Below are 25,284 nucleotides of genomic sequence, written 5' to 3' on the forward strand. Positions count from 1 at the left end.
CGCCACCATCAGGACGCCGTTTTCAGGTGGTTGTCAGGCCAAACCGGCAATGCTAGCTCGCTGCAAAAGTTGCGACGAGGTTGGCATGAAACGCCTGTGGAATTTTCGGTGGTGGAAGGCATCCCTCATCGGCACCGTTACGATTGGCGCGATGTTCGGGGGCTATATTGTTTATCTCCAAGCGAGCGGGAATTTTCACGCCGTCATCGCGGATCAGCTCTACCGTTCGGCGCAACCCTCGCCTGAGCAGTTGGCATCTTACGTGCGTAGTCATGGCATCGAGACGGTCATAAACCTGCGCGGGATGCACGTTGGCAAGAAATGGTATGCCGACGAGATTGCAACTGCACGCGGTCTCGGCGTTCAGCATATCGACTTCGAAATGTCGCCGTCCAAGGTCTTGTCGCCCGAGCGCGCCGAGCAGCTGCTGGCGATCATGAGAGCGGCACCAAAGCCCATCCTTCTCCACTGCCAATCTGGCGCCGATAGGACAGGGCTCGTGTCGGTCCTCTACAGCCAACAAGTGGCCGGTATCAATGAGGACGTCGCCGAGCGTCAGCTCTCGGTCTACTACGGCCATATTGCCATTCCTTACCTGTCGGGAACCTACGCGATGGACAGGAGCTGGAAGGGCCTCGAAAGGTATTTTGGGATCCAAGGGTAGCCGAACGGCCGCAGCGCTTGCCAAGGTTATTCAGGTGACTGTCAGAAAATCCGGTCATGGCTGGCGAATATTCTTCGACGGCCATCAACTACAGATGATTCGATCCTGGTTCCGTCGACGCCAAAATCTGGACGCGGAGACGACCAATTGGAAGATAATGCCACCAAGGTCCGCCTGATCGAGCGGCGGCCCGCAATCGGCAGCGTGACGCTTTGCCTTGCTACGACTCTCTACCTGCTTCTTGTGACAAACAGATCGTTCTGGAGCACGGCCTATAGCTATTTTGCGGCCGATCATCTCTCGTTCGTGCTCTTTGTCGTCGGCATTTCGGCTGTGAGCATGGCAATCATCACGGCCTTCTCCGCCAAATATGTCACCAAGCCTTTTTTGATCTTCTTCGTTCTCGCGGCAGCCGCCGGCTCCTGGTTTACCGATCAGTTCGGCGTGGTCGTGGACAAGGAAATGATCCGCAACGCGGCGGTGTCGACGGGCGCGGAGGCAGGGCATCTGATAACGACGCGTTTTGCCCTTTATTTGATGCTCACTGGTATACTTCCGTCACTCGTCATCCTCTGGGTACGCATCCGGCATCGCCCGGTGCTGTCCAAACTTGCTCATAATACCGGCGTGATCGTGGCTTGCCTGGCTGTCTTCGTCGTGGTCGGATTCGGCGACTACCGTGCCTTTGCGGGCGTCGGGCGCGCCCACAGAGACATCCTCGACCGGCTGAACCCATTCGTACCGATCACCAGCACCATTCGCTTTGCGGTTTCGTCCGAGCAGGATGCGCATGTCGTCGCCGAGCCGCTCGGTACGGATGCGCATCGGGTGAACACTGCCGGCCTTAACAAGCCGCGCGTAACGATCATCGTTGCGGGCGAGACAGCGCGTGCCGATGACTTCTCGCTTGGCGGTTATGCGCGGAAAACCAATCCGGAGCTCGAAAAGCGGAACGTTGTCTATTTTCCGAAAACGACCAGCTGCGGCACAGCGACGGCAATTTCTATCCCGTGCATGTTTTCGGTCTATCCGCGAACAGCCTATACGCACCGGAAGGGCCTTGCGACCGAGAACCTCCTCGACGTGCTGAGCCATGCCAAGGTGGACGTATCCTGGCTGGATAATGACACCGGCAGCTATCATGTCACCGACCGGGTCCCGTTCACGTTCTTGCCGGAGTCGGCCGATCCACGTTTTTGCAAGGATGGTGAGTGCCTCGACGCTATCCTTCTCGACAAGGTCGACGATTGGCTCGACCACGTAAAGGGTGACAGCGTGCTGGTCTTGCACCAGCTCGGAAGCCATGGGCCAGCCTACTTCGCTCGTTATCCCGATGAATACCGACGTTTCGTTCCTGATTGCCAGGCGAATGATTTCGGCAGCTGCACGGCCGAAGAGATTACCAACGCCTATGACAATACGATCCTCTACACGGACCACATTGTCTCGACGGTCATCGATAAGCTCAAGCAGCATTCCGACAAGGTTGCCGGTGCAGCGATCTACGTGTCGGATCACGGTGAATCGCTTGGCGAAAACGGAATCTACCTGCATGGCGCGCCCTATATCGTAGCGCCGTCGCAGCAGACACACGTGCCGTTCCTGGCGTGGGTCAGTGACGATCTCGCGAAGGGGGCCGGCTTCGATATGAGTTGCATGGCTAAGCAGGCAGACAGGGACCGTTCGCACGACAACTTCTTCCACAGTGTGCTCGGGCTCATGGACGTGGCGACCAAGGCCTACGATCCGAATCTGGATGTTTTCGCCGGATGCCGCCGACAGGCGGATAAACTCGCAAGCCTTCAGCGATGAGACAGCGAGGCTGCTGCAACGCAACAGCCGGAATAGGCTCTATCGTTGTATCGATTGCCTCGGGATGCCAATCCAGCTCTCAGTGCTTGTGGTTTGCCGCTTTCATCCGCTCTGAAAGCTCGGAGAGCCCGAAGGGCTTCACCAGGAAATCGTCCGCGCCGCTTCGCAGGCCCTCGATCTGATCCGAAGTCTGGTCGTGCGCCGTCAGAATGATGACGGGGACGGAGTTCGCTTGTCGTCTAAGCGCCTTCAATAGGGTTAAGCCATTACCATCGGGCAAGCGCAGGTCGAGCAGGATGACGCCGTATTTGCCGGTTTCGGCCGCTTGGGTTGCTTCCGCGAGATTGAGGCACCAATCGACCGAATGACCGTCGGCCGCGATGTGATCGCGCACGGCGTCTCCCAAAAGGACGTTGTCCTCAACCAGCAATACGTTCACACGCTATCTCCCTTGAATGCCTGCCTTCCAGCGGCATCCTCCATGGCCATGACGGCGTCTATCCGTCGCCAGGACTAATGAGATCGCTAGCTGACAATGACCTTAAGGCTTTGCGGGGATCGGCATTAAACGCGGTTGTGATCCCGGCTTCCTCGGCACTGGCCTGCAGGTGAGAATATATGTCGGCGTGCTGCCAGGTCATGTCGGCATTCCGACGTCAGAACCGGCGAGCAGCGAAAGCTCGTTGGCGGTCTTCATCACCATGGTGATCGTCTGGCTGATATCGGGCGCTGCCGAGGCATTGACCAGCGCGATATAGGGGCAGGTGAGGGCCGCAATGCAGCGTCCGTCCGGCCCAAGGATAGGAGCGGAAAGGTTATTGACGCCTGCCGTCTGGGCGCTCGCCATCATTTCGTAACCGTGTTCGCGGATCTGGGCGAGGCGCTCGTAAAATTCCGGTCCGAGATTCACTTCCGCGCGGCTGCGCACGTGTTCCGCGATCATCATCTGCCGCTCTTCATCGCTTCGGAACGCAAGAAGCACGTGGCCGGAGCCGGTGTCGAAGAGACTGATGTGCGACCCGATGCGGATCGAGAGACCCCAGTAATCCGGCGCCTCGTGCTGCGCGATCACCACCGCCGAACCGCGGTCAAAGACGACCAGGTGGTTCGCCTGTTTGGTCTTCTGCGCTAGTTCACGCATCAATGGCATTGCGAAAGACGCCAGCCGGCGTGTTGGCGCGTGCAACTGGGCCAGCCCGAATAGCTTGAGTGTCAGTGTAAACCGGTCACCCTCCAGCTTCGTCACGTAGCCGCGGCGGACGAGGCGATCGAGCATGCGATAGAATTCGTTGGGGCTACGATCGAGACGCTTGGCGATCTCCGCCTGGGTCAGCCCTTCCTCGACGCTGGCCAAAAGCTCGAGGATATCGAGCCCCTTGTCCAGCGCCGGAGCGCGGTACCGATCAGCGTCATCTGCTTCCATCAATTTCTCCTGTGAATGCCACCTTACATATACAAATGCGTAGCTGCCGAAAAGCGCAGCGTGCAGCTCGGTTCGGTCGGTAGCGTCGCCTGTATATGAAAAGGAACCTCATATATGGGTAGGTGCTTGCCGGCGCGAACTGCCGATCCGCAGCGCGTGGCGGACCTTAGTAGTGAACTTCTTCATCGACTATGGAAAACGGGCAGGTTAGGCTCGCGCTCTTGAGGTGAGGCTGTTCGTGTTCCGAGGATTCTGGTGATGTTTTTGACTGATGGAGAACTAAGCGAAATCAAAGCGTTTCGACGGGAACTTCATCGCAATCCGGAAGTCTCGGGTGAGGAGGCGGAAACCGCATCCCGCGTTACAGAGGAACTCGGCCGCACGAGGCCAGATCGCATCGTTGCCGGCATCGGCGGCCATGGCCTCGCGGCCGTCTATGAAGGAGCGGCATCAGGTCCGACGATCATGATCCGTGCGGAACTGGATGGCCTGCCGATCGAGGAAATCTCCGATGTCGCGCACCGTTCGACGGTGCCGGGCAAGGGCCACCTTTGCGGCCATGACGGTCACATGGCGATCCTGATGGCACTCGCGAAGGGTCTTGGGCACGAGCGGCCTGCGAAGGGGCGGGTTATCCTGATGTTCCAGCCGGCCGAGGAGAACGGTGCAGGGGCAGCGGCCGTGCTTGCCGATCCGAAGTTTGCGACGCTGACGCAGGATCTATCGCTCTCGCTTCATAACTTCCCGGGTATCCGGCTCGGACACGTCCTTCTCAAGGAGGGGCCGGTCAATTGCGCATCGCGCGGAATGAAGATCATTCTAAAGGGTAAGACATCGCACGCCTCTTATCCGGAGCAGGGCATTGCGCCGACTTTCGTGCTGGCGCGGTTGCTCGGTGATCTGACGGCGTTGGGCAACAATGGGCCGCTGGGGCCGGACTACTCGCTGGTTACGGTCACACATGCGCGGCTCGGGGAGCCGGCATTTGGGATCAGTCCCGGCGAAGCGCAGATCTGGGCGACCCTGCGGACGCTGACCGATGAAGCGATGGCCGCGTTGGTTTCCCGCGCCGAGGAACTGGTGCAGACCCAGGCGAAGGCCGGGCAATTGCAGGTGGAGATCAGTTACGAGGACGTGTTCCGCCAGTGCTACAATTCCGCCGAAGCGGTCAAGGAGCTGCGGCGTGCCCTGGATGACGAGGGCGTCAGCCATGACGATGTCAGTAGCCTGCTGCCAATGAAAGCTTCTGAAGACTTCGGTCTGTTCCGGACTGTGGCGCCCGCAGCGATGTTCTTTCTCGGGGCGGGTGAAGATCATCCGCGACTGCACAACCCCGACTACGATTTTCCCGATGAGCTGATCGCGACCGGATCGCGGGTCTTCATGCGCGCCATCAGGAACATTCTCGGCCGAGCTACCCTCCGGCGGCCCCTGTAGTAGCTGCCGGACATTCCCGCCGGTGATTGGCCGATGGCGAGGACCCTGCTTCCGTTCCGTCGGCGCGGTGCCTTCGCATCTCCGGTCAAATTAGATCGCAATCCCTGATCGACTTGGGAGTGGATTTGCGCAATATTTTCAGCATCGGATGCATGCGCGGTTCGCGCAGCGTCACGTCGGAACCATTTGACTTCCTCCAGAGTGCAATGGGATTAGCATGTTTGCTCAAGACATCATGAACACCGACATCACAACGATCAGCGCCGATAGCAGCATCCATCAGGCAATAGACCTGATGGTTGCCAAGAATATCAGCGGCCTGCCTGTTATCGACAACGATGGCAATGTTTGTGGCCTGCTGACAGAAGGAGACCTCCTCCGGCGCATCGAGTTCGGTGGCGGCAGATCGGCCGGCAAGCCGGATGAGACGTCGCTCGTCGACCTCGACGACTATATCCGAAGCCGCAGCTGGCGGGTATCGGATGTCATGTCCGCAAGCGTGATCAGCGTGACGCCGGATACGCCGGTTGCGGCGATCGCCGAGGCGATGTTCCGGCACAAGATCAAGCGGGTGCCCGTCGTCAGCGACAAGCGCCTTCTCGGTATCGTCAGCCGTATCGATCTCCTCAAAGCAATCGTTGCGGCGCCGGCCGAGAGAACGGCAAGTGGTGACGATGCTCTCGCCCGCGCCATCCGCGCGCGACTGCAGGGTGACCTTGGTCTCGACACCGATGCGATCAAGGTATCGGTTCAGGATTCCAGAGCGGTGCTTGAAGGGACCGTATCGAGCGAACTGGAGCGGCGCGCCATCCGTGTCCTGGTAGAGAACCTCAAGGGCGTCAGCGGCTTCATCGACAAGCTCGGTGTTGCCTGATCGGAGATCCTCAGGCTACCGTACGGAGAAGCTTTTTCGCTTGTGTTGCCATCAGTCGTTCTTCGTTGGTCGGGATCACTAGCGTTTTGAAATCACCCAGGAAGCGCAGCCTTCGCAGGATTGCCTCGCGGACAGGGGCGGCGTGCTCGCCAATCCCGCCCGTAAAGACAAGCGCATCGATGCCGCCTAGGGAGACGGCCATCATCGCGATATGCTGAGCCGTTTTGCGGGCAAAATACTCGAGCGCAAAGGCGGCTTTGGGATCGTCGCTTTGAAGCAATGCCTCGACGTCGTTGCTGATGCCGGACAAGCCTTTCAGGCCCGAACACTCATAGAGGATATCCTGGACCGCTTCGACGCCGAGCTCCAGGTCGTGGATCATGTAGAGAACGGCGCCCGGATCGATTGAGCCGCTGCGGGTTCCCATAGGAATGCCGTCGAGCGCGGTCATGCTCATCGTCGTATCGACGCTGACGCCGTTCTTCAACGCACAGAGGCTGGCGCCATTGCCGAGGTGGCCAACAACGACACGGCCGGCATGGAGGTCCGGATAGTCCTTGGACAGCACCTGAGAAATCCAATCATAGGAAAGCCCATGGAAGCCATAGCGGCGCATGCCTTTGTCGCGCATCTCCTGCGGTAGTGCGAAGCTGCTGGTCAGCTCGTCGTGGCCTGCGTGAAAGGCTGTGTCGAAGCAGGCAATATCGGGCGCTCCGCTCGCGATTCTCGCCGAAGCGGTGATACCGGCGAGATTGTGGGGTTGGTGAAGCGGCGCTAACGGGATCAGCGCCTCGAGCCGGCGCATCACATCCGGCGTGACAATGACGGGCTCTCGGAAGGTCTGCCCACCATGGACGACGCGATGGGCAACGGCTGTTGTGCGCCAGCCGTGATCGTGCCCGCCTATGAGCTCGGTCACCGCGCGGAGTGCTAGATTGTGATCAGTGCTCGCGGGCAGGGTACTTCGCGTCTCCTCACCATTGGGAAGCTTCGCACGCATCTCAGGCGTGTCACCAATACCGGTGACCTTGCCGCTCATCAGCACGTTTAGGTCCCGTTCCGCGAAGATCTGAAACTTCAGGCTCGATGAACCGGTGTTGAGAACAAGCAGCGTGTCGATCATCGAATTGTGCTCCGAGGCCGATCAAGAGAGTACAAAAGCGAGACGGTGTGTCAGGGCGTCGCAATTGCCCTGCGCCGGCACTGAGTACCCCTCTGCTGCGGCAGGGTGGCCGCAGAAGATGCAAGTGTCAAATTGTTTCTGTTTCAGGATTCGCGTATAACGAGTTCTTTCTCAGGTGGCGTTGCGGTGGATCAAATCCTGCCTTTATGCGGTTATGGTCGCCGGCTCTATTCCCGAGGGTTTGGACTTGCCGTGGTCGATGCGGGCAGACTCCAGCGTGTTATGGTTGTGGGCAGCTCGAGCACCACGCTACTCGATTTGGGAGGGATGGGAATGGAAATGCAGCTATCCATTGCTGCTCGCCCTGAAGCGGTCAGCTTCGATCCTAGCCGGACTGCCGTCATGGTCATCGATATGCAGAACGACTTCGGCTGCCGTGGTGGAATGTTCGATCGCGCCGGCCTTGACGTCGCGCCCATCGCGCATCTCGTTCAGCCGATTTCGCGGTTGCTCGAAGCGGCGCGGCGTAACGCATTGCTCATCGTCTACACCAGGCAAGAGCATAATGCGGACCTTTCCGATGCCGGTAACGAAGATGCTCCGCATCGCATCAAGCACAAGCGCCTGAATATCGGGGCAGCCGTGGTAGCCCCAAACGGCATCCAAAGCCAAATCCTGGTGCGCGATACCTGGAACACTGCAATTATCCCGGAACTCGAGCCCCAGCCAGGCGACGCCGTGATCTCCAAGCATCGCTACAGTGCATTTTTCGAAACGTCGCTCGATACCCTCCTTCGCGCCAGGAGGATCAACACGCTCATCTTCACCGGTGCCACGACCAGCATCTGCGTTGAGTCCACAGTCCGTGACGCGACTTTTCGCGACTATCGTTGCATCGTGCTTAGGGACTGTACGGCAGAACTAATCGCGGCTGACACAATGCGCAGCAACCATGAAGCGTCGCTGCTCGCAATCGAGCTGCTCTTCGGTTGGACAGCGGAGTCCGAGGCGGTGATTGACGCCTTATCCAGAAGTGCAAAAGCCGGGTAGGGGGCAAGCCGCAACCGCCGCTGATCGGTGCCCCTACTCACAAAATCCTCTGAGATCTCAGGATTTTTCTCTTTTCGGGTTGCGTCGATCGGCCTATCAAGCGGTAGTGCTGTTCGGCACGCCTCGGATCCCGCTTCTGTGTCCATTCTATCCGGATGCATCCATTCCACATCGGCAGATCAATGACAGCTATGCAGACGACTGAGAAAGACGATGTGGAGAGCATCCGCAGGGCAAAGATCGTCGCGCTGGTCGTTGCCGTTTCGTTTTTCATGCAGATTCTCGACGGCACCATCGTCACCACTTCATTGCCGCAGATGGCGGCGAGTTTTGGCGTTCAACCGATATCCATGAGCATCGGCATCACGGTCTATATGCTGACGATGGCGGCCTTCATTCCGCTTTCGGGATGGCTTGGGGATCGATACGGCGCACGGCGCGTCTTCATGGCCTCGATCGCCGTCTTTACGATCGCATCGCTCTTCTGTGGGCTCTCCGATGGGCTTGCGGAGTTTGTCATCGCCCGCGCGGTGCAGGGCGCGGGCAGTGCGCTGATGACGCCGGTCGGCCGGATCATTGTCCTCAAGAATGCCCGCAAATCGGAGCTCGTCCAGGCGATCGCGCTGATAACCTGGCCGGCGCTGACGGCTCCCGTTGTCGGTCCGCTGCTCGGCAGCTTCATCACCACCTACGCAAGTTGGCATTGGAACTTCCTCATCAATGTGCCGATCGGGGTGCTCGGCATGGCGCTGGTTCTTCGTTTCGTGCCGGAACAGCGCGAGGAAGATGCCGGGCGGCTGGATTTACTTGGCTTCGTTCTCAGCGGCGGCGGATTGACCTTCCTGCTGGCAGCACTTGAGTTCTCGGTGAAATGGCATGGCGGGCTGGTACCAATTTTGCTGATGCTGGTGGCAGGGCTCGTGCTCTCGGTCATGGCGACCCGGCATTTCCGGCGAGTCAGCAATCCATTGCTCGATCTGTCTGCCTTCAAAGTGCAAACCTTTGCGATCGCGACCCTTTCAGGCGGGACGGCGAGCCGTCTCGCGATCAACGCGACGCCCTTCCTCTTGCCGCTCCTCTTCCAACTCGGATTCGGATTGAGCTCGATCGAAGCGGGTGCCTATCTGCTGGTCTACTTTCTCGGAAACCTCGGCATGAAGGTCGTCACGACACCGCTGCTCGCCAGGTTTGGATTTCGCGCGGTGCTCTTCTTCAACGGGTTGATTGCTGCATCGGCGATTGCCGCCTGCGGCTTTCTCGTACCCGAGACGCCGCGTATTGTTATCTACGTGCTGTTGATGACCGCGGGTCTCTCGCGCTCAATGGAATTCACGGCACTGAATACACTGGCCTTTGCCGATATCAGTTCTGCACAACGCAGTTCGGCTTCCACTCTGTCGAGCATGCTGCAGCAGATTTCGATGTTGCTCGGCGTGGCGATCGCGGCGGCGGTGCTCAACATCTCCGTCGCCTTGCGCGGTGTCGAGGGGCCGGGGCTCGTCGATTTCCGATGGGCGTTTCTTGTCGTCGGCGCAATCGGCATCATCTCGTCAGTGAGCTTCCTGCGGCTGGTGCCGGATGCAGGCGCCGAGGTGTCGGGTCACAAGATCGGCACGAAATAGTTGGCCGCCGTGCAGTCCGGCGGCTCTCGCGGGAGGAAATATGGAACTCGGATATGTCTGCACGCCACAGGAGGTCTTCGACTTCTGGTTCGAGGAGTGCGGCCGCGATCAATGGTTCAAAGCGACGACGGCGCTTGATCGGGATATTCGCAAGCGCTTCCGCGACACGCATCTTGCGCTCTCGCGCGACGTGTCGGAGGAGTGGCGTGCGACGCCCCACAGCAGGCTTGCCGCAGTAATCGTGCTGGACCAGTTTCCTCGCAACATCTACCGCACGACACCGCTCGCCTTTGCCACCGATGGGCTTGCGCTACGGGAAGCAAAGCTTGCCGTGGAAGCTGGCGCCGACCAGCAGGTCAGCCCGGAATGCCGGACGTTTTTTTACATGCCCTTCGAGCACTGCGAAGATCTGGCCGAGCAGGATCGTGCCGTGGCACTGTTCAGGGCGCTTGGCGATGAGGAATATATCGACTATGCGCTTCGCCACCATAAGGTGATCGCCGCCCACGGTCGATTTCCGCATCGAAACGCCATCGTCGGACGACAATCGACCGTGGCAGAACTAGAATATCTGGCACAGCCGGGTGCAGGCTTCTGAGCGCGTCGCCTTTCTGTTGCCTTTCTTTCTTATGAAAAACTGGACTCCAATTTTGATCCAGAACCTTCCGAGCGGGGATATTTTGCGGCCGACCCAACTCTTGCTTCGCATTTTCCTAGTCGCTGCGCTGGCGACCGTTGGCGCGAGCCTTGCAAGCGCGCAGGCGCCTCAACCGCAGGCCGAGCAACAGCCCCAGGCGACCGAGCAGGCTTCAGTTGCTGACGGTCCGATCGAGCAGGCCGCTAAGGCGCTGGAGAAGGCAAAGCAGGACCTCGTCGCGCTCGAGGACGGCGTAAGGCAGAAAGGCGACGATGACGACGCGCTGGTGGCTCTCGCCGGAAAGACCGACGAACTTGGGCGCTCGGTTCTCAACATATCCGTCGGCCTCCGGCCGCGGCTCGACCAGATCAAGAACCGCCTTGGCGAGCTAGGCGATCCACCAAAGGAAGGGCAGCCGGCCGAAGCGGAGATCGTTACGACCGAACGCAACGCCCTGACGGCCGAGCGCGCCCAGATTAACGCCGTTACCGGTGATGCCGAGACCCTGTCTGCTTCCATCAGCAAGCTTGGTAACGTTATCGCTGAAACACGCCGACAGCTTTTCGCCGCGACCTTGCTGCGACGCACCGATGTCTCGGTTTCTGTTATTGACGATGCGGCGCGCGCCTTCGTCCAAGAGGGGTCGGAGTTTGTCCAAGCCCTTGGAAGCTGGCTGGGATTTGTACTGAAGTTCAAGGCTTTCGCGTTCTTCGCGGCCATCTTCATGTCGCTTGTGACGGCGTTGGTGCTGTTGTCCGGCGGTTACCGCATCTTCGGTCGCTACCTGCAGCGTAAGGAAACGGACGAGCAGCCCTCCTATATCAATCGTCTCTCGATTGCTTTCTGGTCGACGCTGATCCGGACGTTCGCGCTTACTACGCTCCTGGTGACCTCCTATTTCTTCCTCAACAGTTTCAACGTTCTGAGACCGGATATCGCGCCGATCATCGGGGCGCTCTTCGGTGCGATCGGGTTGATCTATTTCGTCAGGCGTTTCACCAATGCGGTGTTCGCACCGAAGGAGCCGCAATGGCGTCTCGTCAAGCTTTCCAACCGCGGTGCGAGTTCCATCGGAGCCTGCTTGCTCGCGATGGCCATCGTCAATGCGCTTGACTACCTCTTCGGCAGCATCAGCGAGGCGATGGGGTCCCCACTCGTCCTGACCGTGGTCAAAAGTTTGATTGCGGCATTGATCATCGGCTTCATTCTGATTGCTGCCTCGTTTGGCAGGCCGATGCTGGCGCGAAATGGCGATCCTGACGCGCCGGGACGCCATTGGCCGCGGGGCATGGCGATCATTCTGCGCGTCCTGGGTGCGGGGCTGATCATAACCGCGCTGACTGGTTATGTCGGGCTTGCGCGCTTTGTTGCGACCCAGTTGATCATCACCGGCGCGATCATCGTCACGACCTATATCGGTCTCCTGTCGGGCAAAGCGATTTCACGCAGCGAGACTTTTGGCGAGACATCGCTTGGTCGTTTCCTCCAAAAGCGTTTCAAACTCGGCCCTGTTGCCATCGACCAAGCGGGCCTGTTGGTTGGCATGTGCATCTCGGCCGTCGCGCTGATAGTTGGGATTCCGCTGGTGCTGCTCCTGTGGGGCTTCCACATCCAGGATCTTGAACTTATCGCCTATCGCCTTCTCACGGAGGTCAGGCTGGGTGGGATCAGCATTTCGCTGGTCGGGATAATGACTGGTGTCCTTCTCTTTGCAGGCGGCTACCTGCTGACGCGCTGGATCCAGCGCTGGCTCGACAGCAACGTCATGGCGCGGAGCCACGTCGACCTCGGCGTTCGAAATTCGGTCAAGACAGGAATCGGCTACCTTGGCGTTGGTCTTGCGGCGATTGTCGGCGTTTCCGCTGCGGGCATCGACCTCTCAAACCTCGCGCTCGTTGCCTCGGCGCTTTCGGTCGGCATCGGTTTCGGCCTCCAGAACATCGTGTCGAACTTCGTTTCCGGTCTGATTTTGCTCGTAGAACGGCCGTTCAAGGTCGGCGACCACGTAGTTTCCGGTACCGCTGAGGGCATCGTGAAGCGCATCTCCGTGCGCGCAACCGAGATCGAGACATTCCGAAAGCAGTCGATCATCGTGCCGAATTCCGAGCTGATCAACGCATCGGTCGGTAACTGGACCCATCGCAACAAGATGGGGCGCTCCGAAATTCCGGTTTCGGTGAGCTACGATTCCGATCCGCAGAAGGTGATGGACATCCTGCTGGAGCTGGTGAATGCCGTGCCTGTCGTCCTGCGCAATCCTGAGCCGCATGTCGAGTTCCTTCGCTTCGGGCCGTATTCGCTGGATTTCGAGCTTCGCTTCATGCTTGCTGACATGGGGGACGGCCTGAAGGTCCGGAACGATCTCCGGATCGCGATCCTCAAGAGATTCAGGGAGGAGGGCGTCCAAATCCCGCTTCCGCAAAGCGATGTCGTATTCCATCGCCAGCCGGACCAAGTCGGAGGGGCAACTCCCGCAAGCAAGGCGCCGGCGAAGATCGAAGATGTCTCCGAGACGAGCGAAATGGACGACGAGGCCGGCACTGTGCGCCGGTTGCGCGGTAAGTCGGCTGATGGCAATCTCAAGGGGTAAAGGCGTTGTTCAGCGATCGTTCAGAGCGGTCGCCGTATAACGCCTGCAATCGGGTTTTCGCTGCTGGGGGCAGCAGCGCCGAGACGCTCCGAGGGAGGGCGCAACATCCGCGCCGCACTGCATGGCAAGATTTGCCGTCGTACTGCTTTTTTTGCTCATGGCCGTAGGCCAAACTCACGCAGCTTCCATCACCAATACCGATAGCGCCGCTGTTGTGATCGTCCTTTCCGAGGGCGGTCACAAGATGCAGCTCGTGCTCGATCCTGGTGCATCCGAGACGTTCTGCCAGTCGGGCTGCTTCATCACAACGCCTGACGGTGATCGCATCGGGCTCGATGGCGGCGAAACGATCGACATCATCAAGGGATCGGCCGTCGTAAAGTGAACGACGGCGCGCTCTGATCACAATTTTTGTCCACGGATTTTCGACCAAAGGCCTTTTGCGGCTTGCCTATTTGCATGCAGTCGCGGCAAGCTTTTCGCATGTCGTAAACAGGCATTTGGCAAGCCCGGCCTCGCTGCATAGTTCGCTAAGGCGATTTCCGTCGGCGGCATTCGTCGGACAGGTTAGTAGAACAGAGGGTAATTCTCCATGAAGACACATGCGCGCGCAGTGGTCATCGGCGGCGGCGTCGTTGGCGTTTCGACGCTTTATCACCTCGCCAAGAAGGGCTGGGACGATGTCGTCCTGATCGAACGCAAGGAACTGACCTCCGGTTCGACATGGCATGCCGCGGGTCTGCTGCCTTTGTTCAACATGAGCTACTCGGTCGGCCAGATCCACAAGTACTCGGTTCGGTTCTATCAGGAGCTTCAAAAGGAAACCGGCATGAATGTCGGTTTCAGCCAGGTTTCCAACATTCGTCTGGCGCGCACCAAGGATCGCTGGGACGAGTACATGTACTATGCCGGCATCGCGGAGACGATTGGCGTCAAGGTCAACGTACTGACGCCGGAGCAGGTCAAGGAGATTTGGCCGCTCTGCGAGACGGATGGTCTCCTCGGCGCGATCCAGCATCCCGATGACGGCTACATCCAGCCTGCAGATCTGACCCAGGCGCTCGCCAAGGGTGCGCGCGACCGCGGTGCCACGATCTATCGCAACACCACAGTCACCGCGATCGAGCAGCAGCATGATGGTCTCTGGAAGGTGACGACGGACAAGGGCGAGATCACGGCAGAGCACATCATCTCCTGTACCGGCAACTTTGCCCGCAAGACCGGAGAGATGGTCGGGATCAACATTCCGGTTATCCCGGTCGAGCACCAGTATATCGTCACCGAGCCGCATCCGGCGATCCTCGAGCGCAAGGCCAAGGGCCTGCCGGAGATGGGCGTGCTCCGCGAATCCGACAGCGCCTGGTACATGCGCGAAGAGAATGGCGGCCTCATTCTCGGGCCGTACGAGCACGGCGCGCCAGTCTGTTACGTCGACGGTCCGTCGGATGAGAGCGAGTACGAACTCTTCCAGGAAGAGCTCGATCGCCTGATGCCGCATATCGAGACCGCGATCGCCCGCGTCCCTGCTTTTGGTGAAGTCGGCATCAAGAAGGTCTATAACGGCGCGATCGCCTATACGCCCGATGGCAACCCGATTGTTGGTCCCGCACCGGGCCTCCGCAATTTCTGGCTCAACGAGGGGCACTCCTTCGGGATCACCGCAGCCGGTGGCGCCGGTTGGCAGTTGGCGGAATGGATCGTGGATGGCGAGCCGACCGTCGACATGATGGGCGTCGATCCGCGTCGTTTCGGTCCCTATGCGACCGAAGGCTACCTCATCGCCAAGAACGAAGAGGCCTACGCCAACGTCTTCACCATGCACTATCCCGATGAAGAGCGCGGTGCCGCTCGTCCGCTGAAGACGACGCCGGTCTACGATCGCCTGAAGAAGCTGGGTGCTGTTTTCGGTTCCGTCTATGGCTGGGAGCGCGCCAACTGGTTTGCACCTGAAGGCTACGACCTGCCGAAGGATCAGATTGGCGTTGGCGAGGATGTCCTCACCAACCATAATCACTCCGATCCTGAAGAGGATGGTCGCATCCTTGAACGCTGGTCGTTCCGGCGCTCGAACTACTTCGAGCATGTCGGCACCGAAGTCATGAATGTGCACAAGAATGTCGGTGTGCTCGACATGTCCGCCTTCGCCAAGATGGAAGTCTCCGGCCCCGGCGCACGCGCCTGGTTGGAATCGATCTTTGCCAACGCCATCCCGAAGAAGCGCGGTCGCATCGCGCTCTGCCACATGCTGACGGTTCACGGTGGCGTTCGCGCCGAGTTCACGGTCTATGAATGGGCTCCGAACCGCTTCTACCTTGTGTCAGCCGGCGCCTACGAGGCGCACGACCATGACTATTTGCGCAGGCTCGCGCCGACCGATGGTTCCGTTCGGCTGCAGCAGATCACGCAGCGACTCGGTGTGCTGGTGCTTGCCGGTCCCAAGTCGCGTGACCTGCTCAAGAAGCTCACGCGGACGAGCCTTGAGAACAAGGACTTCCCGTGGTTGTCGGGCAAGGAGATCTCGATCGGCGTTGCGAGCGCACATGCGCTGCGCGTCAATTTCGTCGGCGAGCTTGGCTGGGAATTGCATCATCCGATCGAGATGCAGAACTACATCTTCGACAAGCTGATGGAAGCCGGGGCCGAATTCGGCATCAAGCCGTTCGGTATTCGCGCGATGCTGTCGATGTCGATCGAGAAGTCCTACCGTCTCATCCCCCGCGAGATGTCGATCGAGTACAACGCCTATGAATCGGCGCTTGATCGCTTCATCAAGCCGGAGAAGGAGTTCCTCGGTCGTGAGGGGCTGTTGGCCTACAAGGACAAGGGGCTGAAGTGGAACTTCGCGACCCTCGTCGTCGAGACCGGCAACGATGTCGATGCCCGCGGTTCCGAAGCCATCTACAACGAGGCTGGCGAGCTCGTCGGACGTGCGACAAACGGCACCTTCGGCTTCCGCATCAATCGGTCGCTGGCGCTGGCGATGCTGCGTCCCGACTACGCCAAGGAAGGCACGAAGCTGAAGATCAAGATCCTCGGCACGACGTACAACGCCACCGTCGTCGGCGAGAGCCCCTTCGATCCGGACAACGCCGCGCTGAGGGCATAGTCCTTTAAGCATGTTTCGAAGAAAGTCAGGGCGGCCCTCGTGGCCGCCTTTTTGTTGGTCAGTGACCGCAGCCGATTAATACTTATTCAAACCGGCTACTGTACCGCTTTGAAGCGGGGATACTATTTTATCAAAAGGTTTCGAAATGGCGTTTTTGGGTATTTCAGGAATGCAATATTCCGGAGGCATGTTTGCCGGTGCGCGCATTATTCTCGCCGAGGATTCCAATGTCTTCACATCGATGATCGGCAGGCGGCTGAAGGAGCTTTTCGATATCGACGTGGAGATCTGCCGGAGTTTCGAAGAGCTGCAGCTGTCATATGACAAGTCCACCGACCCGATCACGCTTGCCATTTCCAACATCAATCTGCCCGGTGCCGAAAATGGCGAAGCATTGGAATATCTGGTCGATCTCAGCATCCCGACCATCGTCTTCACCGGCACGTTCCAAGAAGGTATGCGCGACAAGCTGATCGCCAAGGACATCGTCGATTACATCCTCAAGGACAATGTCTTCGCGGTTGATCTTCTTGCCGAATCGATCTGCCGCTTCCTTACCAATCATCGTCATCATGTTCTGATTGTCGATGACAGCGCTACGGCCCGCGCGCTGCTCTCGAGCCGCCTCAAGCGCTACAATTTCCGGGTCAACACCGCGGAAAGCGGCGCCAAGGCGCTCGAAATCCTCAAGGCGAATAGCGACATCGGCTTGATGATCACCGACTACAACATGCCCGATATCGATGGCTTCGAGCTGACGCGACGCATACGCGCCAACATCGGCTCGCACGAGTTGCGCATCATCGGCGTGTCGTCATCGTCCAACCGGCTGCTGTCGGCGCGGTTCCTCAAAGCCGGCGGTAACGACTTCATGCTGCGCCCATTCATCGACGAAGAGTTCTACTGCCGCGTCAACCAGAACCTCGACACGCTGCTGCAGATCCAGTTGATGCGCAGGGAGCGGGCCGTTGCCTGACGCACTTCCTGCGCTCGAGGATTGTAGATGGGACGGCATTCACGCCCCCGGAAACGGAGATTTATGCAATTTCCGGTGTTGCCAAGTCTCGATATCTTCTCAGGCGTGTTTCTGTGAGTTATCTTCATAAAAGTCGAGAAGACGGTCGATTCGGACTGCGGCGGCTTTCTGGGGGATAGGAGTGAATGGCGTTCCAGGAGGATCTCCATCGGGATGGATTCGGACCACGTTTTGGTGGCCAGCGGGTGCTCCTAGTTGAAGATTCCCGGATGTTTTCAGCGGTTCTGTGCCACCGGCTTCATGCAGAACTCGGCCTGAACGTCAAACCGTGCGCCTCCCTGAAAATCCTCGAAGAGACGATCGCCCAGTCGCCAAACGATTACACAATGGCGATTGTCGACCTCAATTTGCCGGACGCACCCTATGGCGAGGCGCTCGACTGCACCATACTGGCCAGTATCCCGACCATTGTCTTCACCGCCACTTTCGACCTCGATACGCGCAATCGCATCATGGAGCGCAATGTCATCGACTATGTGCTGAAAGACAACGAGTTCGCGCTCGATAGCGTTGTTGCCAGCGTCAGGCGGGCATTATCGAACAGGAAGATACGGGTGCTCGTGGTCGACGATGTCCCTTCCGCGCGCGAACTCCTGGTCGGGTTGCTCGAAGCGCAACAGTATACGGTTGTGGAAGCCGCTTCCGGCCTCGAGGCCTTCGCCGCGCTTGAGACCTACGACGATATCGAGGTCGTCATCACTGATCATCATATGCCCGACATGAGCGGTTGCGAGCTGACGCGGCGGATACGGCGGCACTTCGGCTCTGATCGGCTGCGGATCATCGGGGTTTCATCTTCGAGCGATCGCCTGCTCTCTGCGAGCTTTCTGAAGGCCGGCGCTTCGGATTTTCTCTATAGGCCGTTCGTGGCTGAGGAACTGCAGTGCCGGGTCGCCAACAACGTCGAGACTTTGGCGCAGCTGAAGCAGCTTCGGGCGGCTGCGGCCTGCGACTACCTCACTGGCCTCTACAATCGCCGCTACTTCTACGATCTCGGGCCCAAGCTGGTGAATGACTGCCTGCGCCAGAAGACCGCGGCCGCTGTCGCGATCCTCGACATCGATCATTTCAAGCGGTTGAACGATACATACGGGCACGAGATCGGAGACGAGGTGCTGAAGGCGGTCGCAGACCGGCTTGCAACGATCTTCGAGGGAAGCGACAACCTTCTTTCGCGCCTCGGTGGTGAGGAGTTTGCGATCTTGTTCCCGATGATGGATTCAATGGCCGCGAGCAAGCTGTGTGATGAGATACGGTCGGATATCTCTCGCATGAAGGTGATGGCCGATGACGAGGAGCTTTCCGTCACCGTGTCGATCGGCGTTGCCGAGATTTCCGACTATGAAACCTTCGACAACTATCTCAATGCCGCCGACCAGTTTCTCTATATGGCCAAGCACAAAGGGCGCAATCAGGTCTATTCCGACGCGCGGATGACGGCGGAGGCGGCTCAATAGCCGCCCGGGCTGAGATCACGCGGCGATAGCCTGGCGTGCGGTTGCCATCGTCATCTTGCGTTCTGCGCGCTCCTGTTGCGGCGAGCGATGATAGAGTTCGCGATAACACTTGGAGAAGTGTGAGGCCGAAACGAAGCCACAGGCGACGGCGACTTCGACGACCGGCATGGAGGACTGCACCAGCAGGTGGCGGGCGCGATCAAGCCGTATTTCCAGATAATACCGCGCCGGCGAGCGCCCCATTTCCTGACGGAACAACCGCTCGATCTGGCGGCGTGACAGGTCGACGCCGTCCGCGATCTCAAGCAGCGAGAGCGGTTCGGAGAGGTTGCCTTCCATCAGTTCGATGATGGAGAGAACCTTGGCATTCTGGACGCCGAGGCGCGCGCGCAGCGGCAGGCGCTGGCGATCGTTCGGGCTGCGGACGCGATCCGTCAGATGCTGCTCGCAGACCCGGTTCACCAGCGTTTCGCCGAAATCCTGGCCGATCAGATTCAGCATCATGTCCAGCGACGCCGTGCCGCCGGCGCAGGTGTAGAGATTACTGTCCACTTCATAGAGATCGGCATAGACCTCGGCCTGCGGAAAGGCTTCCGAAAAGCCCGGCAGGTTTTCCCAGTGGATAGCACAGCGCTTGCCGTTCAGAAGCCCCGCCTGTGCGAGGATGTGCGCGCCGGTACAAAGGCTGCCGACGGCGACGCCGCGGTTGTAGGATTCGCGCAACCAAGCACTGACGGACTTGTTGTTGAAGTCTTCGACATCGATGCCGGAACAGACCAGCACCATGCTCGGGCGATATTCGCCGCCGAGATTGCGGCGCTCATCGGCCAGCGACGTATTTGCCTCGACGCCGATGCCGCAGGAAGAATAGACCTTCTGCCCGTCAACCGAGGTCAGCCGCCACGTGTAGGCCTGGTAGCCGAGCATGCGGTTGGCTATGCGCAGGGTATCGATCGCCGCTGAAAAGGGCAGCATCGTAAACTGCGGAACCATGAAGAAGACGAGAGAGCGTTGCTTGTGCGACATCTTGTTCATGAGACAAATCCGTGCTGGAGGTGCGAATGCACTATTCGTTGCTTGGAATACGTCGTTTCGATATCCTGAAAGCGACATTCTCATGGATAAATGCGGCCGCAAAGAGCAAATTTGCGACATTGCTGAAATTGACGATGGTCAAATGACGTTTGCGTTCTTCAAAAGTTCGAAAAAGGCGCTCGAAGAAAATATATGTGTCTGAAATTCAAGATTTAATTAGGAGCCCCTAAAGACGGAGAAAGCGGCGCTGCACGAAGGCGGGCGCCGCTCTCACGCGGGGAGGAATGTCGGATTCATTACATAACCTTGCGTTCATCCGCGCCATCCGCCGACGGCCAGCCAATGTCCTTACGCATGTCGAAGGGCATGGATTCGATTTCGCGGGCGGCCTGCCACCGGTGCCAAGCATGAACCAGCTTGCGGGCATAGTCGACAATATGCGCATGAGCTTCGCTTGAGGACGCCTTGGTGTGCCTGAAGGTAATCGTCGTCATAGCCGTTCCTTTCTTCGTCGGATGACGCCTTGTTTGATGAGTAAAATATGGGTGTTTTCGTCCCATCAATCAAACGAATAGCATTTATGGATATCATCAGTGATTTTGAACGATGGCGACGCGCGGCGGATTGGATATCTGCCGACACGGCCAATTCAATTCGAGGGGCGTCGTGCCTACCGGCGGCGCGGGGAGGAGCCGCCACGCATGGTGTTGATCTAAAGGGAGATGCGGGCACAGCGCTGCCGGCGGAACAGTGGCCGATCTGGCGGGGCGGATTCATATGTCCCGAGGGCAACTTGGGCGGCTGGCGGCCGCCGCGGTATGTCGATTGCCCTAGTTTAGGGGCCTGCAATCGGTTCGGCTACTCCACCCTCCAGGCGCGATTCCTGCGATCTGATCACCATAATGTTTCCGCGCCAATCGAAACTGCCTCTCAACCAACTCCGTGTCCAGATCGCTGGCTGCAAGACATCGCGGGTAGCCATTGCGAGGAGTGACAGCAGGGATAGGTGCCAATGCTTGCGGGCTGCAAGAATAAGTTCCGGCGCGTAGGCGGTGCATAAGACTGCCAGGGTTGTAGTAACGAGACTGGTGCCGGAAACGACGGCAGCGCTCAGGCCCAGCAATAGGGGAGGAACTACGCCAAGCAGGATCTCCGGCGCGAAGAAGTGCGGGAAAGTGACGCGTCTCAGCCGCGCCCAACGAGACTGCCTGGCCCAGAGCTCGCGGAAGGTCCTTCTGCCTAGGGGCTGCTCGAATGGTCCGGCGATGAGATGCACCTTGAGGCCCATGCTGTTGACCAGCTTTGTGGCGGCGGCGTCTTCTGCGATCTCGGCCGCAAGGGCTTGGATGCCACCGTGGGCGTCGAGGATCGTCTTTTGCCAGAGCATGCTCTTGCCTTGCGCGAAGCCGAATCCAAGCGCTTCCCCGGCATATTGCCAACGGGCTTGGTGGGTGTTGAGAAAAGCACATTCGACCTCCGCCCAAAATCCGCTCGGACGGGAGCCAAGTGGCGTCGAGCAAACGAGGCCGCTGTCGGGTCGCCATGCGGCCATAAGGCGTGCGAGATAGTTCGCCGGCATCAGGACATTGGAATCGGCAAGGACGACCCATTCATGCGCCGCCGCGCTCCAGCCCTTGACGCAGTTGTTGAGTTTCGGATTTGCGCTGATGCGGTCATCCCCGATCAAAATCCTTGCATTTGCCAGCGGCCTTGCTCGGAGGGTGTTCTCCGCCAGACCAATGATCGGATCGGCCTTGTCTGCAACGCAAAAAATGACTTCGTAGTCGGGCCAATCCAGGATCAGCGCGCTTTCGAGTGTTTCCCGCGAGAACTGTTCTATGCCGCAAAGGGGTATCACGATCGAGACAGGCGGACGCACAGCGACACTTGGCGTCTTGTCTTGGCGGGACCGAATTCGCCATCCCGCGATCATAAGGCTGAGGGTATTGGCTGCCAGCAGGGCACCGGCGACGGCAATGATATACAGCATCAGTCATTCCAGCGGTGAACAGCGCCGGAATGAAAACGAGTCTCAGCGCTCGGTGAGTCAAAACATCACCGTCAGATGACGCGATGATGACATCTACCCAACGGTGACGCCTTAGTCATGCGAAGATCCACCGGATCTGTCTGCCGACGAGGACCGGCTTGCCCGCCGCGACGCCGATGCCGACGGGCCCCGGCTCAGTGTTTCTTCCTCAGCGCCCTCTGGATCTTCACAACCTCATCCTTCATCAAGATCAGGAAGTGCTTCTTGTCGAGGCGATTGGCGACCTCGCCATCCATTGTCATGTAATCGGTTCTGGGCCTAGGGATGGCTTCATCGGCAACCCTGATCTGTTCGATGACAATGCAGGGATTTCCTGCGCCGCCCGTGCATTTGAACCGCCGCGTCTCCTGATACTGTGACATCAACGCCCCTCCTAGCTGACAGCAAGCATCATCGTTTCCGACGCGGCGATTTCAAGTTTTATTTTAGTCATTACTGAAATAGATGGAGGGGAGATCGTCGAGATGAGCGGACAAAGCCCGGTGCTGGTTTGGACAGCGCCGGGCCTCTGCGACTGCAGTTGAGGGAAACGCAGTCAGCGCAACGACAAAGCAAAGCGTGCGTTGCCCAGAAGGAACGCCTCCTAGCATCGGATGTTCCGACAATTCGAGGCATTGTCGGACGAGCCGTGTTTTGGTGCGCGCCTTCGCGCGTCGGCACAATGAGCGGCTGCCGTGCGCGTGATATCTACCGTGGCGCCTCGGCGATGAACACCAGCGCTGACATCGGCCCTTCGATCGGACCTTTGCCGAAAGCCTGCTCGAGAGCCGCCGTGACTCGTGCCACGACGTCGAATTTCGGGTTGCGGGCTTCGATTTCCATGCGGAGCGGGCTGCCCTTGCAGAAGGCGGTTGCGGCGTCCCTTGCCGAGGACGCATGGGCAGTCTTTTCGACCTTGGTGAAAGCGGCCGACTCGAATCCGGCCCGTTCGAGTTCCGAGAGGATCGCCTCGGCATCAAAATAGCTGTGCGGCGTTCGCCGGAAGAAGTCCAGCGGATCTTCTGGAAACAATGCATCCGTCTCAGTCATCATGAACTTTGCGAAGGCGTTGCTCTCGAGGGAGTCCCAGGTGCTGAAGAGGAAGGTCCCTTTCGGCTTGAGTACGCGGAGGATTTCGCGGTAGGCGCGTTGCTTATCGGGAAAGAACATGACGCCGAACTGGCATGTGACGGTGTCAAAGATGTGATCGGGAAAGGGCAGGCTCAACGCGTCAGCCTGTCGCCATGCGATATGCCCGCCAGAATGTCTCAATGCGGCGACATCCAGCATCGCCTGGTTCAAATCGGTGGCGATGATTTGGGCGTGTGGAAGCGCCGACGATATCGCGCGCGTGAGGGCCCCGGACCCTGCTGCGACTTCGAGAACGCGGTGCGGATGAACCGATGCCAGGCGCTGCGCCAGATCGGCGGCATAAGGGTCAAACAGGATCGGCACCAGATACCGATCGTATGCTGCAGGGATATCGCCTTGGAAACACGCATCGTTCATCGCGATGGTCCTTACGCTCCGTCGCCGCGCCCGGAGCGTATATTAGAACCTTTCGATGCGTCTTTGAAGCCGCTGGCGGCGCTCGCATCTTCAGCGAGGGACGGTCATACCTAGTGCCTGTAGGTCGAGGTCATCAGCGAGATGCCTCGGCAGTCGAGCCAACTGATCTCGTGTGCGATTGCGTGTCTGACGTGAGATCTGACGAGATCTGAATGCGTAGAAGATGTCGAAGATTACAATGAGCGTGTTCATCGCGGCCTCCTTTCATCAGTACTAGCCGCTATGAACCAAGGGTATTGTCGGGTTGACTTTCAATCAAACAAAATGATATGGAAGTCAAATTCAGAAAAATTGAAAGATGTGACGATGAGTATTCCCTTTCGCCGTCCCATTCCTTTGCTTGACAACGACGTGCTGCGCACCTTCGTTGCCATTGCAGAGACCGGCAATTTTTCCACGGCCGCGGAAGCCGTCTATCGGACGCCGTCGGCGGTATCCATGCAGATCAAGAAGCTGGAAGAGCAACTCGGCGCCACGCTGTTTCTGCGTGATGCGCGATCGGTCAGTCTGACCCAGCATGGCGAAGTGCTGCTCTCCTACGCGCGCAACATCCTCGCTCTGTCGAACGAGGCCGTCTCGCGGTTCATCATGCCCGAGCTGAGCGGCGTGGTGCGGCTCGGCGCGCCTGAAGATATCGGCGAACGGCTGCTGCCGAATATCCTGAAAAGCTTCGCCGAGAGTTTCCCGAGCATCATGGTCGATGTCACCATTGACATGAGCATCGGCCTCAAGAAGCGCATGGAAGAGCAGCGCCTGGACCTGGCACTGATCAATTGCGCGACGCGTCCGCTGCCGACGGATGGGGAGATCGTCTTCCGCGAGAGGCTTGTATGGGCCGGTGCCAAATGTGGTACGGCGCACCGCCGCGATCCGCTGCCGATCTCGATCTGGGAGGATGGCTGCATTTGGCGCTCTGAGGCACTGTCTCAGCTTGAGCGAATGAAGCGCGGCTATCGTGTCGCTTTTCTTAGCGGTCACACCATGGCCCAGCGAGCGGCCGTCGTTTCCGACCTCGCGATCGCGCCCCTGCCGCGCTCCTATGTCACTGATGAGATGACAATTCTCGGCGTGCAGGAGGGGCTGCCCGAACTCGGTTCCTTCGACATCAGGCTGCTCACTGCGTCACAGATGAACAACCCGATGCGGGCGGTAGCCGATAGCATCCGCTTTGCCTTTGCGGAAAAAGCCAAGGCCGTAGCGGCTTGACAACTTAGTACGGACCTCTTTTCTTCCTCCGGGGTTTAATGCGCGCGGAGTCGCCCGCGCGTGGACGATTGAAAAGAAGGATTTCGCAATGACGACAATGGCCAAGATCGGCTCCGCCCTCGCAATTCTGCTCGTGCTTTCTTCGTGTGGAAACACAATCCGCGGCATCGGTCGCGACACGGCAAATGCCGTAAACGCGACTCAGGATGCAGGTCGTTCGGTCGGTCGCGCGGCCACCAGGTAAGACGGCGTCAGATCACCGCCGGCGGGTAGGCCCTTTCCAGCCCGCCGGAACGCGAAAGCCCACTCCGGAACGCCGCATAGGCCGGGTGCTGGCTTGATTTCGCTGCCTCCATGAGGCGTATCTGCAGGCGGGCCGGCGCTGCGCCGCCAATCCATTTCCCAAGGCTCTCGAGTTTCAGCGTATTCAGGAATGGCGCGCTCGCGGCATTGTTCAGGTGACGGTGAAGACCATCGATGACGTTCTCGTCCTGTGCCGCATTTTCCATCAGCAGGGAGACGTAGGATTTTTCCTGCTCCTCCAGGCTGGCAAGCTTCGAGGCGATTGTGTCGCGGTCGGGAAACGGGGTGGATGTCATCTTTTTTCTCTTCGT

General features: G+C 58.9%; 23 protein-coding genes. 14 read left to right on the plus strand and 9 right to left on the minus strand.

From position 1 onward, the window contains the following. The first annotated feature begins 85 nt into the window (after positions 1–85). The gene (locus AF71_RS04220) at positions 86–664 is read left to right on the plus strand and encodes a dual specificity protein phosphatase family protein (RefSeq protein ID WP_018854683.1); all 579 of its coding nucleotides are present in this window, start codon (positions 86–88) and stop codon (positions 662–664) included. Positions 665–811: 147 nt separating this feature from the next. Further along, entirely contained in the window at positions 812–2,476 is a 1,665-nt protein-coding gene (locus tag AF71_RS04225) for a phosphoethanolamine--lipid A transferase (RefSeq protein WP_018854684.1), read from the plus strand. A 79-nt stretch (positions 2,477–2,555) separates the two neighbouring features. Here the strand turns inward: AF71_RS04225 and AF71_RS04230 are convergent, their stop codons facing one another. Together AF71_RS04230 and AF71_RS04235 are read right to left on the minus strand one after the other, a co-directional pair. After that, positions 2,556–2,915: a response regulator gene (locus AF71_RS04230; RefSeq protein WP_018117053.1), complete on the minus strand. Its 360-nt coding sequence runs from the start codon at positions 2,913–2,915 to the stop codon at positions 2,556–2,558. 198 nt (positions 2,916–3,113) lie between these two features. Further along, positions 3,114–3,899 carry an IclR family transcriptional regulator gene (locus AF71_RS04235; RefSeq protein WP_018854686.1) on the minus strand — a complete coding sequence of 262 codons (786 nt, stop codon included), beginning with the start codon at positions 3,897–3,899 and terminating at the stop codon, positions 3,114–3,116. A 258-nt stretch (positions 3,900–4,157) separates the two neighbouring features. Here AF71_RS04235 and AF71_RS04240 point away from each other — a divergent pair, with 258 nt between their 5' ends. Together AF71_RS04240 and AF71_RS04245 are read left to right on the plus strand one after the other, a co-directional pair. Continuing rightward, the gene (locus AF71_RS04240; RefSeq protein WP_018854687.1) at positions 4,158–5,336 is read left to right on the plus strand and encodes an amidohydrolase; all 1,179 of its coding nucleotides are present in this window, start codon (positions 4,158–4,160) and stop codon (positions 5,334–5,336) included. Positions 5,337–5,553: 217 nt separating this feature from the next. Next, a complete protein-coding gene (locus AF71_RS04245) occupies positions 5,554–6,210 on the plus strand; it encodes a CBS domain-containing protein (protein ID WP_018854688.1) in 657 nt (218 codons plus the stop codon). A gap of 10 nt (positions 6,211–6,220) precedes the next feature. Here AF71_RS04245 and AF71_RS04250 read toward each other — a convergent pair whose 3' ends face one another. Continuing rightward, positions 6,221–7,333 (minus strand): acetate/propionate family kinase, encoded by a 1,113-nt coding sequence (locus AF71_RS04250; RefSeq protein ID WP_169680147.1) that lies wholly within the window; start codon positions 7,331–7,333, stop codon positions 6,221–6,223. 186 nt (positions 7,334–7,519) lie between these two features. Between AF71_RS04250 and AF71_RS04255 the strand changes: the two genes are divergently transcribed. From AF71_RS04255 to AF71_RS04290, 8 genes are all read left to right on the plus strand, one after another. Beyond that, the gene (locus tag AF71_RS04255) at positions 7,520–8,383 is read left to right on the plus strand and encodes a cysteine hydrolase (protein ID WP_245267893.1); all 864 of its coding nucleotides are present in this window, start codon (positions 7,520–7,522) and stop codon (positions 8,381–8,383) included. A 182-nt stretch (positions 8,384–8,565) separates the two neighbouring features. Beyond that, the gene (locus tag AF71_RS04260) at positions 8,566–10,005 is read left to right on the plus strand and encodes an MFS transporter (RefSeq protein ID WP_026371450.1); all 1,440 of its coding nucleotides are present in this window, start codon (positions 8,566–8,568) and stop codon (positions 10,003–10,005) included. A gap of 40 nt (positions 10,006–10,045) precedes the next feature. Then, positions 10,046–10,603 carry a DUF924 family protein gene (locus AF71_RS04265; RefSeq protein ID WP_018854692.1) on the plus strand — a complete coding sequence of 186 codons (558 nt, stop codon included), beginning with the start codon at positions 10,046–10,048 and terminating at the stop codon, positions 10,601–10,603. A gap of 82 nt (positions 10,604–10,685) precedes the next feature. Then, complete coding sequence (locus tag AF71_RS04270; RefSeq protein ID WP_026371451.1) at positions 10,686–13,232, plus strand: mechanosensitive ion channel family protein; 2,547 nt, start codon at positions 10,686–10,688, stop codon at positions 13,230–13,232. Positions 13,233–13,353: 121 nt separating this feature from the next. Then, a complete protein-coding gene (locus AF71_RS04275) occupies positions 13,354–13,617 on the plus strand; it encodes a hypothetical protein (RefSeq protein ID WP_018854694.1) in 264 nt (87 codons plus the stop codon). A 207-nt stretch (positions 13,618–13,824) separates the two neighbouring features. Continuing rightward, complete coding sequence (locus AF71_RS04280) at positions 13,825–16,338, plus strand: FAD-dependent oxidoreductase (protein WP_113470949.1); 2,514 nt, start codon at positions 13,825–13,827, stop codon at positions 16,336–16,338. A gap of 145 nt (positions 16,339–16,483) precedes the next feature. Then, positions 16,484–17,314, plus strand: a complete 831-nt coding sequence (locus AF71_RS04285) for a response regulator (protein WP_169680149.1) — start codon at positions 16,484–16,486, stop codon at positions 17,312–17,314. Between the two features lie 185 nt (positions 17,315–17,499). Continuing rightward, entirely contained in the window at positions 17,500–18,831 is a 1,332-nt protein-coding gene (locus AF71_RS04290) for a diguanylate cyclase (RefSeq protein ID WP_169680151.1), read from the plus strand. A gap of 15 nt (positions 18,832–18,846) precedes the next feature. On the opposite strand, the gene AF71_RS04295 is transcribed toward AF71_RS04290, so the two are convergent. The 5 genes from AF71_RS04295 to AF71_RS04315 form a co-directional block, all read right to left on the minus strand. Further along, a complete protein-coding gene (locus tag AF71_RS04295) occupies positions 18,847–19,866 on the minus strand; it encodes a GlxA family transcriptional regulator (RefSeq protein WP_018854697.1) in 1,020 nt (339 codons plus the stop codon). Between the two features lie 296 nt (positions 19,867–20,162). Then, positions 20,163–20,360 carry a hypothetical protein gene (locus tag AF71_RS04300; RefSeq protein ID WP_169680153.1) on the minus strand — a complete coding sequence of 66 codons (198 nt, stop codon included), beginning with the start codon at positions 20,358–20,360 and terminating at the stop codon, positions 20,163–20,165. A gap of 341 nt (positions 20,361–20,701) precedes the next feature. After that, complete coding sequence (locus AF71_RS04305) at positions 20,702–21,856, minus strand: glycosyltransferase (RefSeq protein WP_169680155.1); 1,155 nt, start codon at positions 21,854–21,856, stop codon at positions 20,702–20,704. 194 nt (positions 21,857–22,050) lie between these two features. Further along, positions 22,051–22,278, minus strand: a complete 228-nt coding sequence (locus tag AF71_RS04310) for a hypothetical protein (RefSeq protein ID WP_169680157.1) — start codon at positions 22,276–22,278, stop codon at positions 22,051–22,053. 325 nt (positions 22,279–22,603) lie between these two features. Continuing rightward, positions 22,604–23,404, minus strand: coding sequence for a methyltransferase domain-containing protein (locus AF71_RS04315; RefSeq protein WP_169680159.1), 801 nt, complete (start codon positions 23,402–23,404; stop codon positions 22,604–22,606). A 324-nt stretch (positions 23,405–23,728) separates the two neighbouring features. Between AF71_RS04315 and AF71_RS04320 the strand changes: the two genes are divergently transcribed. Together AF71_RS04320 and AF71_RS04325 are read left to right on the plus strand one after the other, a co-directional pair. Further along, positions 23,729–24,670 carry a LysR family transcriptional regulator gene (locus AF71_RS04320; RefSeq protein WP_025660718.1) on the plus strand — a complete coding sequence of 314 codons (942 nt, stop codon included), beginning with the start codon at positions 23,729–23,731 and terminating at the stop codon, positions 24,668–24,670. Positions 24,671–24,758: 88 nt separating this feature from the next. Next, on the plus strand, positions 24,759–24,914 hold the full coding sequence (locus tag AF71_RS04325) for an entericidin A/B family lipoprotein (RefSeq protein WP_007788385.1): 156 nt from the start codon (positions 24,759–24,761) through the stop codon (positions 24,912–24,914). Between the two features lie 7 nt (positions 24,915–24,921). On the opposite strand, the gene AF71_RS04330 is transcribed toward AF71_RS04325, so the two are convergent. Beyond that, positions 24,922–25,269, minus strand: a complete 348-nt coding sequence (locus tag AF71_RS04330) for a hypothetical protein (protein WP_169680161.1) — start codon at positions 25,267–25,269, stop codon at positions 24,922–24,924. Positions 25,270–25,284: the final 15 nt, after the last annotated feature.

Source organism: Rhizobium sp. 57MFTsu3.2 (assembly GCF_012932765.1).
GTDB lineage: Bacteria > Pseudomonadota > Alphaproteobacteria > Rhizobiales > Rhizobiaceae > Rhizobium > Rhizobium altiplani.

Bases quoted from the DNA above. Each gene is read 5' to 3' on its own strand.
- AF71_RS04310 (WP_169680157.1), bottom strand. From the start codon at position 22,278: ATGTCACAGTATCAGGAGACGCGGCGGTTCAAATGCACGGGCGGCGCA.
- AF71_RS04325 (WP_007788385.1), top strand. From the start codon at position 24,759: ATGACGACAATGGCCAAGATCGGCTCCGCCCTCGCAATTCTGCTCGTG.
- AF71_RS04300 (WP_169680153.1), bottom strand. From the start codon at position 20,360: ATGACGACGATTACCTTCAGGCACACCAAGGCGTCCTCAAGCGAAGCT.
- AF71_RS04295 (WP_018854697.1), bottom strand. From the start codon at position 19,866: ATGAACAAGATGTCGCACAAGCAACGCTCTCTCGTCTTCTTCATGGTT.
- AF71_RS04220 (WP_018854683.1), top strand. From the start codon at position 86: ATGAAACGCCTGTGGAATTTTCGGTGGTGGAAGGCATCCCTCATCGGC.
- AF71_RS04245 (WP_018854688.1), top strand. From the start codon at position 5,554: ATGTTTGCTCAAGACATCATGAACACCGACATCACAACGATCAGCGCC.
- AF71_RS04275 (WP_018854694.1), top strand. From the start codon at position 13,354: ATGGCAAGATTTGCCGTCGTACTGCTTTTTTTGCTCATGGCCGTAGGC.
- AF71_RS04265 (WP_018854692.1), top strand. From the start codon at position 10,046: ATGGAACTCGGATATGTCTGCACGCCACAGGAGGTCTTCGACTTCTGG.
- AF71_RS04285 (WP_169680149.1), top strand. From the start codon at position 16,484: ATGGCGTTTTTGGGTATTTCAGGAATGCAATATTCCGGAGGCATGTTT.
- AF71_RS04280 (WP_113470949.1), top strand. From the start codon at position 13,825: ATGAAGACACATGCGCGCGCAGTGGTCATCGGCGGCGGCGTCGTTGGC.
- AF71_RS04320 (WP_025660718.1), top strand. From the start codon at position 23,729: ATGATATGGAAGTCAAATTCAGAAAAATTGAAAGATGTGACGATGAGT.
- AF71_RS04235 (WP_018854686.1), bottom strand. From the start codon at position 3,899: ATGGAAGCAGATGACGCTGATCGGTACCGCGCTCCGGCGCTGGACAAG.
- AF71_RS04260 (WP_026371450.1), top strand. From the start codon at position 8,566: ATGACAGCTATGCAGACGACTGAGAAAGACGATGTGGAGAGCATCCGC.
- AF71_RS04240 (WP_018854687.1), top strand. From the start codon at position 4,158: ATGTTTTTGACTGATGGAGAACTAAGCGAAATCAAAGCGTTTCGACGG.
- AF71_RS04330 (WP_169680161.1), bottom strand. From the start codon at position 25,269: ATGACATCCACCCCGTTTCCCGACCGCGACACAATCGCCTCGAAGCTT.
- AF71_RS04315 (WP_169680159.1), bottom strand. From the start codon at position 23,404: ATGAACGATGCGTGTTTCCAAGGCGATATCCCTGCAGCATACGATCGG.
- AF71_RS04250 (WP_169680147.1), bottom strand. From the start codon at position 7,333: ATGATCGACACGCTGCTTGTTCTCAACACCGGTTCATCGAGCCTGAAG.
- AF71_RS04290 (WP_169680151.1), top strand. From the start codon at position 17,500: ATGGCGTTCCAGGAGGATCTCCATCGGGATGGATTCGGACCACGTTTT.
- AF71_RS04305 (WP_169680155.1), bottom strand. From the start codon at position 21,856: ATGCTGTATATCATTGCCGTCGCCGGTGCCCTGCTGGCAGCCAATACC.